Origin of the sequence: Stenotrophomonas sp. SAU14A_NAIMI4_5 (genome assembly GCF_003086795.1) — a bacterium.
GTDB lineage: Bacteria > Pseudomonadota > Gammaproteobacteria > Xanthomonadales > Xanthomonadaceae > Stenotrophomonas.
In genome coordinates, this window is sequence record NZ_CP026003.1 from 722,458 (window position 1) to 736,289 (window position 13,832).

Annotated in this window: 15 protein-coding genes; all 15 read left to right on the forward strand. The window is 68.9% G+C overall.

What is annotated here, in order from left to right:
- Positions 1 to 18: 18 nt before the first annotated feature.
- The 15 genes from C1925_RS03245 (at position 19) to C1925_RS03315 (ending at position 13,714) form a co-directional block, all read left to right on the forward strand.
- Positions 19 to 1,242, forward strand: coding sequence for a type II secretion system F family protein (locus tag C1925_RS03245; protein WP_108767680.1), 1,224 nt, complete (start codon positions 19 to 21; stop codon positions 1,240 to 1,242).
- Positions 1,243 to 1,291: 49 nt separating this feature from the next.
- Positions 1,292 to 1,735: a type II secretion system major pseudopilin GspG gene (gspG, locus tag C1925_RS03250; protein ID WP_108767681.1), complete on the forward strand. Its 444-nt coding sequence runs from the start codon at positions 1,292 to 1,294 to the stop codon at positions 1,733 to 1,735.
- A 6-nt stretch (positions 1,736 to 1,741) separates the two neighbouring features.
- On the forward strand, positions 1,742 to 2,236 hold the full coding sequence (locus tag C1925_RS03255) for a GspH/FimT family pseudopilin (RefSeq protein ID WP_108767682.1): 495 nt from the start codon (positions 1,742 to 1,744) through the stop codon (positions 2,234 to 2,236).
- On the forward strand, positions 2,233 to 2,652 hold the full coding sequence (locus C1925_RS03260; protein WP_108767683.1) for a prepilin-type N-terminal cleavage/methylation domain-containing protein: 420 nt from the start codon (positions 2,233 to 2,235) through the stop codon (positions 2,650 to 2,652). The genes C1925_RS03255 and C1925_RS03260 overlap by 4 nt, the downstream gene beginning before the upstream one ends.
- Positions 2,649 to 3,281: a type II secretion system protein J gene (locus C1925_RS03265; protein WP_108767684.1), complete on the forward strand. Its 633-nt coding sequence runs from the start codon at positions 2,649 to 2,651 to the stop codon at positions 3,279 to 3,281. Before C1925_RS03260 ends, C1925_RS03265 begins: the two co-directional genes overlap by 4 nt.
- Positions 3,278 to 4,141, forward strand: coding sequence for a type II secretion system protein GspK (locus tag C1925_RS03270; protein ID WP_108767685.1), 864 nt, complete (start codon positions 3,278 to 3,280; stop codon positions 4,139 to 4,141). Before C1925_RS03265 ends, C1925_RS03270 begins: the two co-directional genes overlap by 4 nt.
- Positions 4,138 to 5,301: a PilN domain-containing protein gene (locus C1925_RS03275; RefSeq protein ID WP_108767686.1), complete on the forward strand. Its 1,164-nt coding sequence runs from the start codon at positions 4,138 to 4,140 to the stop codon at positions 5,299 to 5,301. Before C1925_RS03270 ends, C1925_RS03275 begins: the two co-directional genes overlap by 4 nt.
- Positions 5,276 to 5,980: a type II secretion system protein GspM gene (gene gspM / locus C1925_RS03280; RefSeq protein WP_108767687.1), complete on the forward strand. Its 705-nt coding sequence runs from the start codon at positions 5,276 to 5,278 to the stop codon at positions 5,978 to 5,980. Before C1925_RS03275 ends, gspM begins: the two co-directional genes overlap by 26 nt.
- A complete protein-coding gene (locus C1925_RS03285) occupies positions 5,970 to 6,752 on the forward strand; it encodes a general secretion pathway protein GspN (protein ID WP_108767688.1) in 783 nt (260 codons plus the stop codon). The genes gspM and C1925_RS03285 overlap by 11 nt, the downstream gene beginning before the upstream one ends.
- Before the next feature lie 9 nt (positions 6,753 to 6,761).
- Positions 6,762 to 8,978: a type II secretion system secretin GspD gene (gene gspD / locus C1925_RS03290; protein WP_108767689.1), complete on the forward strand. Its 2,217-nt coding sequence runs from the start codon at positions 6,762 to 6,764 to the stop codon at positions 8,976 to 8,978.
- Positions 8,979 to 9,709: 731 nt separating this feature from the next.
- The gene (locus C1925_RS03295; protein ID WP_108767690.1) at positions 9,710 to 10,564 is read left to right on the forward strand and encodes a glycosyltransferase; all 855 of its coding nucleotides are present in this window, start codon (positions 9,710 to 9,712) and stop codon (positions 10,562 to 10,564) included.
- Positions 10,561 to 11,400, forward strand: a complete 840-nt coding sequence (locus C1925_RS03300) for a glycosyltransferase family 2 protein (RefSeq protein ID WP_108767691.1) — start codon at positions 10,561 to 10,563, stop codon at positions 11,398 to 11,400. The genes C1925_RS03295 and C1925_RS03300 overlap by 4 nt, the downstream gene beginning before the upstream one ends.
- A 95-nt stretch (positions 11,401 to 11,495) precedes the next feature.
- Positions 11,496 to 12,677 (forward strand): nicotinate phosphoribosyltransferase, encoded by a 1,182-nt coding sequence (gene pncB / locus C1925_RS03305; RefSeq protein WP_108767692.1) that lies wholly within the window; start codon positions 11,496 to 11,498, stop codon positions 12,675 to 12,677.
- Between the two features lie 236 nt (positions 12,678 to 12,913).
- The gene (locus C1925_RS03310; RefSeq protein WP_254051376.1) at positions 12,914 to 13,354 is read left to right on the forward strand and encodes a cellulose synthase; all 441 of its coding nucleotides are present in this window, start codon (positions 12,914 to 12,916) and stop codon (positions 13,352 to 13,354) included.
- 33 nt (positions 13,355 to 13,387) lie between these two features.
- Positions 13,388 to 13,714: a hypothetical protein gene (locus tag C1925_RS03315; RefSeq protein ID WP_108767693.1), complete on the forward strand. Its 327-nt coding sequence runs from the start codon at positions 13,388 to 13,390 to the stop codon at positions 13,712 to 13,714.
- Positions 13,715 to 13,832: the final 118 nt, after the last annotated feature.

Below are 13,832 nucleotides of genomic sequence, written 5' to 3' on the forward strand. Positions count from 1 at the left end.
CGGGAGATCGACGCTGACATGCCCACCTATCGTTACAAGGCACTGAACCCGCACGGCGAAGTCTTCGACGGGCAGATGGAAGCGGCCAGCGAGGCCGAGCTGATCGCCCGCCTGCAGGACCAGGGCCATCTGCCGATGGAAACGCGCCTGGCTGCCGAGGGTAGCGGGGTAGGGGGCAGCAGCCTGGGCAACCTGTTCCGCCCGCGTCCGCTGCAGGGCGCGGCGCTGCTGCAGTTCACCCAGCAGCTGTCGACCCTGCTCGGCGCCGGCCAGCCACTGGACCGCGCGCTGTCGATCCTGCTCGGCCTGCCCGAGGACGAACGTTCGCGGCGCGCGATCACCGACATCCGCGACGTGGTGCGCGGCGGTGCGCCGCTGTCGACCGCGCTGGAACGGCAGCACGGCCTGTTCTCGCGCCTGTACGTGAACATGGTGCGCGCCGGTGAAGCCGGAGGCAGCCTGCACGAGACCCTGCAGCGCCTGGCCGATTACCTCGAACGCAGCCGCGCGCTGCAGGGCAAGGTGATCAACGCACTGGTCTACCCGGCCATCCTGCTGGTGGTGGTCGGTGGCGCGCTGCTGTTCCTGCTTGGCTACGTGGTGCCGCAGTTCGCGCAGATGTATGAAAGCCTGGACGTGGCCCTGCCGTGGTTCACCAACGCGGTGCTGCAGCTGGGCCTGTTCGTGCGTGATTGGTGGATCCTGCTGCTGGTGGTGCCGGCGGTGCTGGCGCTGCTGCTGGAACGGCAGTTCCGCCAGCCCGCCGCGCGCCTTGCGCTGGATGGATGGCTGCTGCAGCGGCGCGGCATCGGCCGCCTGCTCGGCGAGCTGGAAACCGCACGCCTGGCCCGCACCCTCGGCACGCTGCTGCGCAACGGCGTGCCGCTGCTGGGCGCGCTGGGCATCGCCCGCAACGTGCTGGGCAACCGCGCACTGGCCGCCGATCTGGACACCGCCGCCGACGAAGTGAAGAACGGCGCCGGCCTGTCGCTGGCGCTGTCGCGCGGCAAGCGCTTCCCGCGCCTGGCCCTGCAGATGATCCAGGTCGGCGAGGAATCCGGCGCGCTCGACACCATGCTGCTGAAGGCCGCCGATACCTTCGAACAGGACAGCGCCCGGCGCATCGACCGCCTGCTGGCGGCGATGGTGCCGGCCATCACCCTGGTGCTGGCCTCGGTGGTCGGCGCGGTCATCGTGGCCGTGCTGGTACCGCTGTACGACCTCACCAACGCCATCGGCTGACGATGGCTTTCCCCGCAACCCCGACTCACCGCAACTGAAAGGACCGACCATGCTTGCTTCCCGTCGCCCGATCCGCCTGTCCTTCGCCAGCGCACGCCACCAGACCGGCATGAGCCTGCTGGAAATCATCATCGTCATCGTGCTGATCGGCGCGGTGCTGACCCTGGTCGCCAGCCGCGTGCTCGGCGGCGCCGACCGCGGCAAGGCGAACATCGCCAAGGCGCAGGTGCAGACCGTCGCCTCGAAGATCGACAACTACCAGATCGACACCGGCAAGCTGCCCGGTTCGCTGAATGACCTGGTGACCTCGCCGGCCGGTGTCGGTGGCTGGCTGGGTCCGTATGCCAAGCCTGCCGATCTGAACGACCCGTGGGGCCACGCGCTCGAATATCGCGCACCGGGCGAAGGCCAGGCCTACGAGCTGATCAGCCTGGGCAAGGACGGCAAGACCGGCGGCAGCAGCGTCGACGCCGATATCCGCTACGAGCCGTAATCCTGCATGACACCGTACCTGCCGCGCCGGCTGCCCAGCCCGCGCCTGCACGGCAGGCGCGCGACCGGCCTGTCGCTGCTGGAGATGCTGCTGGTGATCGCGTTGATCGCGGCCATCGGCCTGATCACGGCAGCTGGCCTGTCGCGTGGCTTCGCCGGCATGCAGCTGCGCAGCGCGGGCAAGGACATCGCCAGCCAGCTGCGCATGGTGCGCGCGCAGGCGATTGCCCGCGGCGAACCGCAGCGCTTCGTCATCGAACCGGCCGAGCACCGCTGGCAGGGCGCCAACGAGCGTCGTGGCAGCGTGCCCGAACCGGTGCAGGTGGTGTTTGAAGGCGCCGCGCAGCTCAGCGATGTGCCGGGGCAGGGCGTGATCGAGTTCCATCCCGATGGCGGCTCCAGTGGCGGCCGCATCCGCCTGCAGCGCGACGCCGCCGAATGGCGCATCGATGTCGGCTGGCTGACCGGCGAGGTCCGTTCCGGTCCGTGGCGGGCGCAATGAAACCGTCGGCGCGTGGCTTCACCCTGCTCGAAGTGATCGTGGCCTTCGCCCTGCTGGGCCTGGCCCTGACCCTGCTGCTGGGCAGCCTGTCCGGCGGCGCGCGGCAGGTTCGCGATGGCGAGCTGCGTACCCGTGCGGTGCTGCATGCGCAGTCGCTGCTGGCCAGCGCCGGCGTTGACGCGCCACTGCAGGTCGGCAGCCAGAGTGGCGAATGGGAACAGGGCCGCTACCACTGGCAGCTGCAGGTGCAGCCATGGAGCGAGCCGCGTGCCGGCGATGTCGCGCCGACGCAGTCACCGGGTGCGCCGTGGCTGGCCGAACTGCAGCTGCAGGTGCGCTGGGGTGACGGCGAACGCGAGAAACTGCAGTGGCGCAGCCTGCGCCTGTTGCCGCCGGACCTGGAGGGCGCACGATGAAGCGTCGCGCTGCCGGCTTCACCCTGGTCGAAGTAATGCTGGCCACCGTGCTGCTGGCCGGTGGCCTGGCCCTGGCATTCGCCAGCGTGCGTGCGGCAATGGCGGTCAGCCAGCGTGGCGAACAGATCGCGGCCGACAGCGAACGCATGCGCGCGGTGCAGGCGCTGCTGCGGCGCCAGCTGGGCGGTGCGCTGCGCAGCCCGATCGAGGTACCCGATCCGACCCGCGAGCCCGTGTTCTTCCAGGGCGATGACGAAGGCATGCAGTTCGTCGCCGATCTGCCCGGCTATCTCGGTCGCGGCGGGCCCTACCTGCATACCCTGCAGGTGGATGGCGCGCCCGGCCAGCGCCGCCTGCTGCTGGACCTGGTGCTGCTGCAGGAAGGAGAACGCCTGCCGGAAACACCGCCGCGCCCACCCGAAGTGCTGGCCGATGCACTGAAAGAAGTGAAGCTGCGCTACCGCGGCATCGACCCGGCCAACGGACAGATGAGCGACTGGCTGCCGCGCTGGGACGACACCCGGCGGCTGCCGTTGCTGGTGGAAGTGCAGATCGTGCCGCAGCGTGGCGCGCCGTGGCCGCCGCTGGTGGTTGCACCGCGCAGCGGCGGCATGGGCGGTGCACGATGAAGGCACAGCGCGGGGCCGCCCTGGTGCTGGTGTTGTGGCTGATCGCGCTGATGACCGCGCTGGTCGGTGCCTTTGCGCTGACCGCACGCGTGGAGCACCTGCAGCAGCGCGTGCTCGACGATGACGCGCGCGGCCAGGAACGTGCCCGTGCCGGGCTGGAATATGCACTGCTGCGCCTGCGCCCGGACCCGCAACGGCCGGCCTGGCAGGCCGATGGACGCACCTACCGCTGGCAGTACGACGATGTCCCGGTCGAGATCCGGGTGCTGGACGAGAACGGCAAGATCAACCTGAACCTGGCCGACGCGACGCTGCTGACAGCATTCCTGCAGGCGCTGGGCGAACCCGCCGAGCAGGCCCGGCAGCTGGCCGGTGCCATCATCGACTGGCGCGACGCCGACAGCCTGCTGCAGCCCGGTGGTGGCGCCGAGGCGCCGGACTATGCAGCGGCGGGTCTGCCGTATGGGCCGCGCAACAAGCGTTTCGAAACCCTGGGCGAACTGCAGCGCGTGCTTGGCATGCGTGCTTCGCTGTACACGGCGATGCTGCCGTATCTGACGCTGTACAGCCGCCAGGCGCGGCCGGATCCTCGCGTGGCGGGAGCGCCGGTGCTGACCGCACTGGGCCTGGATGCCGAGCAGGTGCTGGCGCAGCGTGCCCAGCTGGAGCGTGACGAAGGTTCCGGTGCGGCGCCGTCAATGCTTGCCAGCGGCAGCGGCACCTATAGTATCGAGACCCGTGCCATCGACGGCAGCGGTCGCTTGTCGGTCCTGCAGGCGGTGGTACGCAATGGATCGGGCGGTGTGCCCGGACGAACCTACACGGTGCTTCGCTGGGAGCAGGGAATGGCAGCAAGATGACGGCATGGCAGGACAGCCTGCGGCAGGTGCAGGGGCGGATCGGCCCAGGTGCGGGCCGTTTCCTGCGCTGGTGGCGGCAGTCCCTGCTGGCCTGGGTACCGGCGCGTTGGCAGTGGGCGCTGGGCTGGTCGCAGACCCGCCTGCTGCTGCAGCGGCAGGGTGACCTGCTGCAGGTCTGGCGCGAAGCCGGGCAGGGCCTGGAACCCGTGGCCAGCCTGCCATGGCCGACCCAGCCGGCTGAACTGGACCGTGTCCTCGACGCGCGCCTGCGCAGCCTGCCGCGGGTCTGGCTGCTGGCCGAGCCGCAGGTCCTGCGCCGCAACCTGCGCCTGCCGATGGCCGCCGGCGACCGCCTGCGTGCGGTGGTCGGCTATGAGATTGATCGGCAGACGCCATTCGAATCCAGCCAGGTCAGCTATGACGTACGCGAACGCGGCAGTGCCGGCGAAGGCCTGCTGCAGGTTGAACTGGTGGCCTGGCCGCTGCGCCAGCTCGATGCCTGGCGCGGCCAGGTGGGCGCCTGGGCCGATGCGCTGTCCGGTGTCGATGCCCTCGACGCGCAGGGCCAGCCGTTGCAGGTGAACCTGCTGCCGCAGGCCCAGCGCCAGCCGCGTCATGACCCGATGCGGCGCTGGAACCTGCTGCTTGGCCTGGCTGCACTGGTGATGCTGGTGCTGGCTGCCGCACAGCTGCTGGACAACCGCCGCGAGGCCGCCGACGCGCTGCGCGACGATGTCGAGCGCAGCGCCCGAAGTGCGCGTGGCGTGGCCAGCGAGCGCAGCGAACTGCAGGCGCTGCTGGACGGTGCCGCGTTCCTGGAAAAGCAGCGCGCCCAGCGCGCCAGCACGGTGGAGCTGTGGAACGAACTGACCCAGCGCCTGCCCAACGGCACCTACCTGGAAAAACTGGCCATCGAGAACAACAACCTGCAGCTGATCGGCCTCAGCAGCGAAGCTTCGCAGCTGGTGCAGCTGCTGCAGGACGCACCGCAGTGGCGCAAGGTCAACCTGACGGGCGTGCTGCAGGCCGACGGCGCCGGCAGCGGCCGTGACCGCTTCACCCTTACCGCAGAGCTGCAGCCGGTGCCGGTGGCCCCGGCCGCCGCCCCTGCCGCCCCAGCCAAGGAGGCGGCCGATGCCGATGCCAAGCGCACGCCGTGACCGCTGGCTGGCGCTGGCACTGCTGGTGGCAGTGCTGGGCCTGGCTTACCTGCTGCTGGTGCACCCGTGGTTCACCCAGCCACTGCTGGCCATCAACGACGACGTCGCCGCGCTGCGCGAGCGCCAGCAGCGCGTGCAGGCGCAGCTGCAGCAGCAGCCGCAGATCGAACAGCGCCTGCAGCAGACCCGCGAGGCCCTGCAGCAGCGCCCCGGTTTCCTGCGCGAAGCCACCGCCGAAGCCGCCGCCGCGGCCCTCGGCGCGCGCGTGCAGGATGCGGTGGCCACGGCCAGCCCGGGCAACCGCAGCTGCACCATCAGCAACCGCACGCCGCTCACCGACAACCGCCGCGATGCCGAGTTCGTGCGCGTGGCCATGCAGGTGCGCCTGCGTTGTGGCGTGGCCGAACTGGCCACCGTCCTGCACAGCCTGGAAACCGGCAGCCCGCGCCTGTTCGTCGACAACCTCAACATGATCGCGCAGCGCTTCCAGCAATCGGCGAACGAATCGGGCCTTGGCCTGGACGTGTCGTTCGAACTGGCCGGCTACCTGCTGCCCGGGGCCGGTGGCGATGCCGCCGCCGCGCCTGCGACGGATACCCCTGCAGCGGCGCCTGCCGCCGATGCCAGCCCTGTACCGGCCGAGCCGCCGGTGGAAGCGGAGGGCACCGATGAAACGTGACCCGATCACCCTGCGCACCGGCTTCCTGCTGGCCCTGGCCGGCTGGGCGGGCGCTACATGGCTGGCCACCGGCTTCGGCCTGGGCGGTCGCCTGCCTGCCGCCGACAGCGATGCCGCCGCACAGGCCACGCTGCCGGCCCTGCCGCCGATGGCCGCCGAGCGCATGGCTGCGGCCGACAGCTTCAGCGCCATCGGCGAACGCCCGCTGTTTGCCGAAGACCGGCGGCCGCGCCCGTATCTGCTGGGCGGCAGCGAACCGGCCGCGAATGCCGCGCTGCGCCTGACCGGCGTGCTGCTCACCGACAGTTTCAGCATGGCCACCTTCACCACGGAGCAGAACCGCTCGGTGCGCCTGCGCCTGAATGGTGAGGCGGTCGATGGCTGGCAGCTGGTCGCACTGGAGCCTCGCCAGGCCACGGTGATCGGCCCCAGCGGCAGCCAGGTGCTGGAACTGGCCACCTTCAACGGGCAGGGCGGTGAACCGCCGACCGTGCTGCGCGGTGCCAATGGCGCTGTTCCGCCCGCCGGTGCCGTGCCGCCACCGCCACCGCCACCCGCAGCAACCACGGTCGTGCCCAGTGCCCGCCCCGGCCCCGATGCCACCAGGGCTGCCGCCGCAGCAAGCGCGCCATCGCCGGCCGCCCCCGCCAACAACGGCCCCAGCGAAGCGCAGATGCAGGCCATCCGCGAACGCATCCAGGCCCGTCGCCGTCAGCTGCAGCAACAGCAGCAACAACCGTCGCCGCCCCCGGGCGATGGCTCCAACCGATAGAGTGAATGCATGAACCTGCGTTTTCTGCCCTGGTCCCTTGCCCTGACGCTGCTGGTCGGCTGCGCCACCGTGTCCGGCCCGCATGTCCATCGCAGTGCCACCACGCCGCCACCGGAAGCCGGTGCCGCCGCCGCCGATCCCCAGGTGGTCGAAGGTGACGCCGCCGCCGGCACGCCGCAGGCGGTGATCCGCCGTGGCAGCGGCACCATGATCAACCGCGAGGCCGCGCGCGCGCCGTCACCGGCCCTGCATTCGGCCAGCGGCGGCAGCGCCACCTTCAACTTCGAAGGCGAGTCGGTGCACGCGGTGGTCAAGGCGATCCTCGGCGACATGCTGGGGCAGAACTACGTCATCGCGCCGGGCGTGCAGGGCACGGTCACCCTGGCCACGCCCAAGCCGGTGTCGCCGGCGCAGGCGCTGAACCTGCTGGAGATGGTGCTGGGCTGGAACAACGCCCGCATGGTCTACAGCGGTGGCCGCTACAACATCGTCGCCGCCGACCAGGCACTGGCCGGCACCGTCGCACCCAGCACCGCGCCGGCCTCCAGTGCCCGCGGTTTCGAAGTGCGCGTGGTGCCGCTGCAGTTCATTTCCGCCAGCGAGATGAAGAAGGTGCTGGAGCCGTACGCGCGGCCCAACGCCATCGTCAACGTCGATACCGGCCGCAACGTGATCACCCTCGGTGGTACCCGCGCCGAGCTGGAAAACTACCTGCACACCGTCGAGATCTTCGACGTCGACTGGCTGTCGGGCATGTCGGTGGGCGTGTTCCCGATCCAGTCGGGCAAGGCCGAGCAGGTCGCCAGTGACCTGGAGAAAGTATTCGGCGAAGACAGCAAGACGCCCAGCGCCGGCATGTTCCGTTTCCTGCCGCTGGAAAACGCCAATGCCGTGCTGGTGATCACCCCGCAGGTGCGCTACCTGGACCAGATCCAGCAGTGGCTGGACCGCATCGACACCGCCGGTGGCAGCGCCCGCCTGTTCTCCTACGAGCTGCGCTACATCAAGGCGCGCGACCTGGCCCAGCGCCTGTCCGAAGCGTTCGCGAGCAGCAACAACCGCAACAACCGGGGGTCCAGCGCCGGGCTGGCGCCGGGCGCGACGCCGATGCAGCTGGACAGCCGGGGTGGCGACACCTTTAGCAACACCAGCGATGGCAGCAGCAACAACACCAACGGTACCGGCACCTCGTCCAGCGCCAACGGCGGCATGACCAGCACGATGAACCTGCCGCAGCGGCAGGAAGGCAACATCAGCGTCAGCCTCGATGTGGAAGGTGACACCGTCGGCGTCTCGGCAGTGGAAGAAACCAATGCACTGCTGGTGCGCGCCACGCCGCAGGCCTGGCGCTCGATCCGCGAAGTGATCGAGAAGCTGGACGTGATGCCGTTGCAGGTGCACATCGAAGCGCAGGTGGCCGAAGTCGACTTGAACGGCGACCTGAAGTACGGCGTCAACTGGTTCTTCGAGAACGCCGTGCAGGGGCAGAGCTACACCGGCGCCACCGGCGGCGCCACCCTGCCGAGCGCGCAGGGGCGCAACATCTGGGGCAGCTTCGCTGGTGCCATCACCGGCACCGAGACCGGCTGGACCTTCCTCGGCAAGAACGCCGCCGCGGTGGTCAGCGCGCTGGACCAGGTGACCAACCTGCGCCTGCTGCAGACCCCGTCCATCTTCGTGCGCAACAACGCCGAAGCGCAGCTCAACGTCGGCACCAAGATTCCGATCAACTCGGTGTCGGTCAACACCGGCATCAGCGACAGCACCTACAGCCAGGTGCAGTACCTGGACACCGGTGTGATCCTCAAGGTGCGCCCGCGCATCACCCGTGATGGCGTGGTGTTCCTGGACATCGTGCAGGAAGTCAGCTCGGCCGGTGCCATTCCGACCGGCTGCGACCCGACCAAGACCACCTGCAACCCGCCGATCAACACCCGCAAGATTTCCACCGAGGCGGCGCTGCAGAGCGGCGACACGATCATGCTGGCGGGCCTGATCACCAATTCCGACGAGGACGGTTCCAAGGGCGTGCCGGGCCTGAGCCGGCTGCCGATCGTCGGCGGTCTGTTCGGCAACAAGACGCGGGTGAACAAGCGTTCGGAAGTGATCGTGCTGCTGACCCCGACGATCGTGCGCAACGGGCAGGAAGCGCGGACGTTGACCGATGAGTACAGCAACCGTTTCCGCGCGATGGAGCCGTTCCCCACCCGCGAGCGCAAGAAGTAAGGGTTTTTTGATGCAGGGCTTGCAGCCCTGCACCTGCAGAATCAACTTCAACGTCAAAAGCCTGCATTCCGTGGGATGGCGGGGCACTGTGGGTTTGCGGGGACGCCGTAAACCCATCCATGGGGGCTTGGTCGCCGCATCCATGCGGCTCACACCCCGCAAACCCACAGTGCCCCGCCTTCGACAGTTTCACGCGGCTGTGGGCTACGGCTGCTGTTGGTGGGTGCCGACCGTTGGTCGGCACATCTGTCGGATATCGAAATGAATTCATCCACGCATGGCGTGGATCTACTGGGACGCGCGGCTTTTGGTAGGTGTCGACCTTGGTCGACACGATTTTTCCATCAGAGATCAATATTCAACATGGGGTCGGAGCCCGTTGCGCAGCAACGGGATCCGACCCCGTGCTCTGACAGATCGCGGAGGTCTGTCGAAGGCGGGGTGGATCCGGTTGAGGGGGTGTGAGCGGCATGGATGCCGCGACCAAGCCCCCATGGGTGAGGGCGCTTTGCTTGCGAAGCACTGCTTCGCAAGCGCCCGAACGCACAGCCGCCAGCGGCTGGGCCGGACCCCGGAGGGGGGTTTACGGCGTCCCCCTCAACCGGACCCACCCCGCCATTCCCCAGGAACCCAGCTTCTGCTGTTGCTCTGGCCGTTGCCGTTGCCTCGGCAGGTGCAGGGCGCAGCCCTGCCAGTGCTACGCTACCGCCAGCGACTACCACGGAGGCGGGATGGGGGCGATCGTGTTGTTGCCGCTGGGCGTGGACGATGCAGCGCTCGACCGCTGCCTGGCCGCGCTCGACGCCGGCACCGCCGCGGGCACTGCGGTGTGGTTGGCCGATGACGCACAGGCCGGGCCGCGGGCGCAGGCCGTGGTCGAGCACTGGCTCGCGCATACGCCGCTGCAGGCCGAATACACCCGCCGCGCGCGACCGCTCGGCGAAGTCGCCCACCTCGATGAAATGCTGCGCGCCTGCGAGGGACTGGACGTGGCCGTGCTCGCCCCGGACAGCGTGCCCGCGCCCGGCTGGCTGCAGCAGCTGCAGGCGGCCTTCGCCCGCGATGCGGCCATCGCTACCGCCACGCCCTGGTGCAATGCCGGCGAAACCGCTGCATGGCCGCGGCTGGGCGAAATCAATCCCGAGCCGGCCGATACCGCGCTGCTGGCCCACACCTGTGCAGGCCTGCCGAACCTGCACCCGGAACTGCCCTCGGCGGTCACCCATGCCGTGCTGGTGCGCGGCAACGCGCGGCGCCGTGCCGGTGGCCTCGACACCGACAGCTACCTTGGCTGGAATGCGGCACTGGTCGACCTCAGCCTGCGCATGGCGGGGCTGGGCTGGCGCAACGTGCTGTGCGAAAACGCCTTCGTCAGCCGCGCCGGCGAGGCCGTCAGCCGCGAGGGCGATCTGGAGGCCTTGGCCGCGCGCTGGCCGGGCTGGATGCCGCGGCTGGCCGATTTCCTCATGCACGACCCGTTGCATGCGCTGCGCGATGACCTGCAGCAACGGTTGCAGCAGGCGATAATGCCGCGAGAGCAGGGCGACCTGTTCGCCACGCCACCGCCGCCGGAGTCGCCTGCTTGAACCCTGCCATCGCCGCCATCGTCGTCACCTACCAGAGCGGCAGCACCATCGATGCCTGCCTGTCGCGCCTGCGCCAGGCGCAGGACGTGGCCGAGATCCGGGTGGTGGACAACGGTTCGCAGGATGACACGCTGGAAATCGTGCAGCGCCACGCCAGTCACGACCCGCGGGTGCGCTTCATCGGCAACCCGGACAATCCCGGCTTTGCCGCCGCCAACAACCAGGGCGTGGCCGATTCAGGCAGCCCCTGGCTGGCCTTCATCAATCCCGACCTGCTGGTGGAGGAGGACACCCTGGCGGCGCTGCGCCTGCGCGCGCTGGAACTGGGTGACTGCCTGCTGGGCGTGGAGCAGGTGGACGAACATGGCTTTGCCGACGACGCCGTGCGCCGCCGCGATCCCGATTTCCTGGCCATGCTGCGTTCGCCCGGACGTGGCGGGCGCCTGGCCATTCCGCGCGACCCGGCGCAGGCGATGCAGCAGGTGCCGGCGTTGTCCGGTGCGTTGCTGCTGATGCCGCGTGCGTTGTTCGATCGCCTCGGTGGCTGGGATGCCGGCTACCGCCTGCACGCCGAAGACCTGGACCTGTGCCGCCGCGTGCGCGAGGCCGGCGGCGTGGTGGCCATCGCCAATGATCTGCGGGTGACGCACGTGCGCGGGGTGTCCAGCCGCTCGCGGCCGTTCTTCGTCGAATGGCACAAGCACCGTGGCCTGTGGCGCTACTTCAGCAAGTTCGAGGCGAAGCAGCGCTCGGCGCCAGTGCGCGTGCTGGTGTGGGGCGCGATCTGGGCGCATGCGCTGATGCTGGTGCCGCGGCTGCTGCGCAAGGCGCTCTGACGGCGGGGTGGGGCGGGGGCATCCACGCATGGCGTGGATCTACCCGCAGCCCGGCCGGGAAACGCGATTCACCCGAACGGGCGCATAATTGCCCCATGGCCATCATCCAGTCCCTGCTCGACACCGACCTGTACAAATTCACCATGATGCAGGCGGTGCTGCACCAGCACCCCGGCGCCCTGGTCCAGTACCGGTTCAAGTGCCGTACCCCCGGTATCGACCTGGCGAGCTACATCGACCAGATCAACGAAGAGATCGACCACCTGTGCAGCCTGCGCTTCAGCAACGAAGAGCTGGACTACATGCGTGGCCTGCGCTTCGTGAAGCCCGACTTCGCCGATTTCCTCGGCCTGTTCCACCTGGATCGCAAGTACATCCAGCTGAAGCCGTCGACGACGGTGCCGGGCGAGATCGACCTGGACATCACCGGCCCCTGGCTGCACACCATCCTGTTCGAAGTGCCGCTGCTGGCGATCATCAACGAAGTCTGGTTCCGCAACACCACCACCGCTGATTTCGCCGAGGGCGAACGCCGCCTGCAGGCCAAGGCCGCGCTGCTGCGCGATACCCCCGGGTTCGAACAGTGCCGCATCGCCGATTACGGCAGCCGCCGCCGCTACTCACGCGACTGGCATGCGCGCCTGCTGCCGCTGCTGCGCGATGCGCTCGGCCCGCAGCTGGTCGGCACCAGCAACGTGCACTTCGCCCGTCTGTACGGCATGACCCCGCACGGCACCATGGCCCACGAATACCTGCAGGCGTTCCAGGCCCTCGGCCCGCGCCTGCGTGATTCGCAGGTGGCGGCGCTGGAATCGTGGGCGCGCGAATACCGCGGCGACCTCGGCATCGCCCTGTCCGACGTGGTCGGCCTGGATGCGTTCCTGCGCGATTTCGACATGTACTTCTGCAAGCTGTTCGACGGCGTGCGCCACGATTCGGGCGATCCGTTCGACTGGGGCGACCGCATGCTCGCCCACTTCCAGCAGCGCCGCGTCGATCCGCGCAGCAAGGTGCTGGTCTTCAGCGACGGCCTGGACATCACCAAGGTCATGCGCCTGTACGACTACTTCCGTGGGCGCTGTCAGGTGGCCTTCGGCGTAGGTACGCACCTGACCAACGATCTTGGCCCGACCCCGCTCAACATCGTCATCAAGATGGTCCGCTGCAACGGCCAGCCGGTGGCCAAGCTGAGCGACTCGCCGGGCAAGAGCATGTGCGACGACCCGGGCTACCTCAGCTACCTGCGCCAGGTCTTCGAACTGCCGCCGGAAGGTTGAATGTCGGTCCCCGTCGAATACCCGTTGAGCGCGGCAGTGACCGGTCAATAAACTGCGTTCATAAAAAATATCAACAAATCCATAGGGTTGAGCCGAGGAAAGCCTCCATCCCGGTTCGGGATGTGCCACAATAAACCGGGGCGTAGTTCACACTTTTTGTCGGTTGCGGGACGAGTGAACGAGTTTGCCCGTTCTGCGCCGGGCCGTTGGGGACCTACATGAGCGCATCTGAGTTGTTGGACCATTACCGCCTGCAGGCGTGTTCGCCGCAGTGGCGGGGTTTCATTCTGGCCATGGCGGACGAGTTTGCCGGGGCGTTGCCAGACGCGGATGTCGCCCGGCTGATGGCACGCATGGGTGAGCGCTTCGCGCGCGCGCATATGCTGCCCGCCGCAGACACGCTGGAGGCGCTGGAAGCGGCCGCCAATGCGGTCTGGGCCAGCATCAGCTGGGGCACGGTGACGCTGAGGGATGGCGGTACCGAGGTGGTCATCGAGCATCTGGCGGCACCGCTGACCGCGCTGCTGGCCCACCATGCCGGGTGGAATACCTCCTTCCTGGAAGGGGTCTACCGGGTCTGGTTCCGCAAGGCAGGCATGTCGCCCGCGCTGGACCTGGAGCCGGGGCCGGGGAGTTCGGCAGATGTGTCACGCTACGTCCTGCGCCGGGTCAGCTGAGCGTTCTGTTCACCGTCTATCGAGGGCTTTTGAATGTCTGTTGATTCTGCCAGTCACGATGATGTGGCCGGCTTGTTCAAACGCTTGGGCACCCGTGCCGGAGCACCCCAATACCACGATTTCTCCGATGAGCCGGCCACTGTCGCCGGCGCGCCGCAGGAGACCTCGCCGGCGGTGCCGATGCCGGCCGCCGTCGAGACCACTGGGCCGTCGGTTGAAGCCGAACCGGGTCACCTGCCGCCGTCGGTCGCCTCCGTAGCGGCCGCTGGAACCCCGCTGCAGCACCTGTTCCAGCGCTTGGCCCAGGCACCGTTGCAGGATGCCGGGCAGAGTCCGTTGGCGCGCTTGCGCCGGCGCTGAGTCAACGCCACCTGCGGTGCACCTTCCGGCATCGGGGAAGGTGGCGGCCGCGATTCCGCCACGATAGAGGCCGCATTGTCGCGGCCGGGATGAAGCCGCATGACGCACACATCGCCTC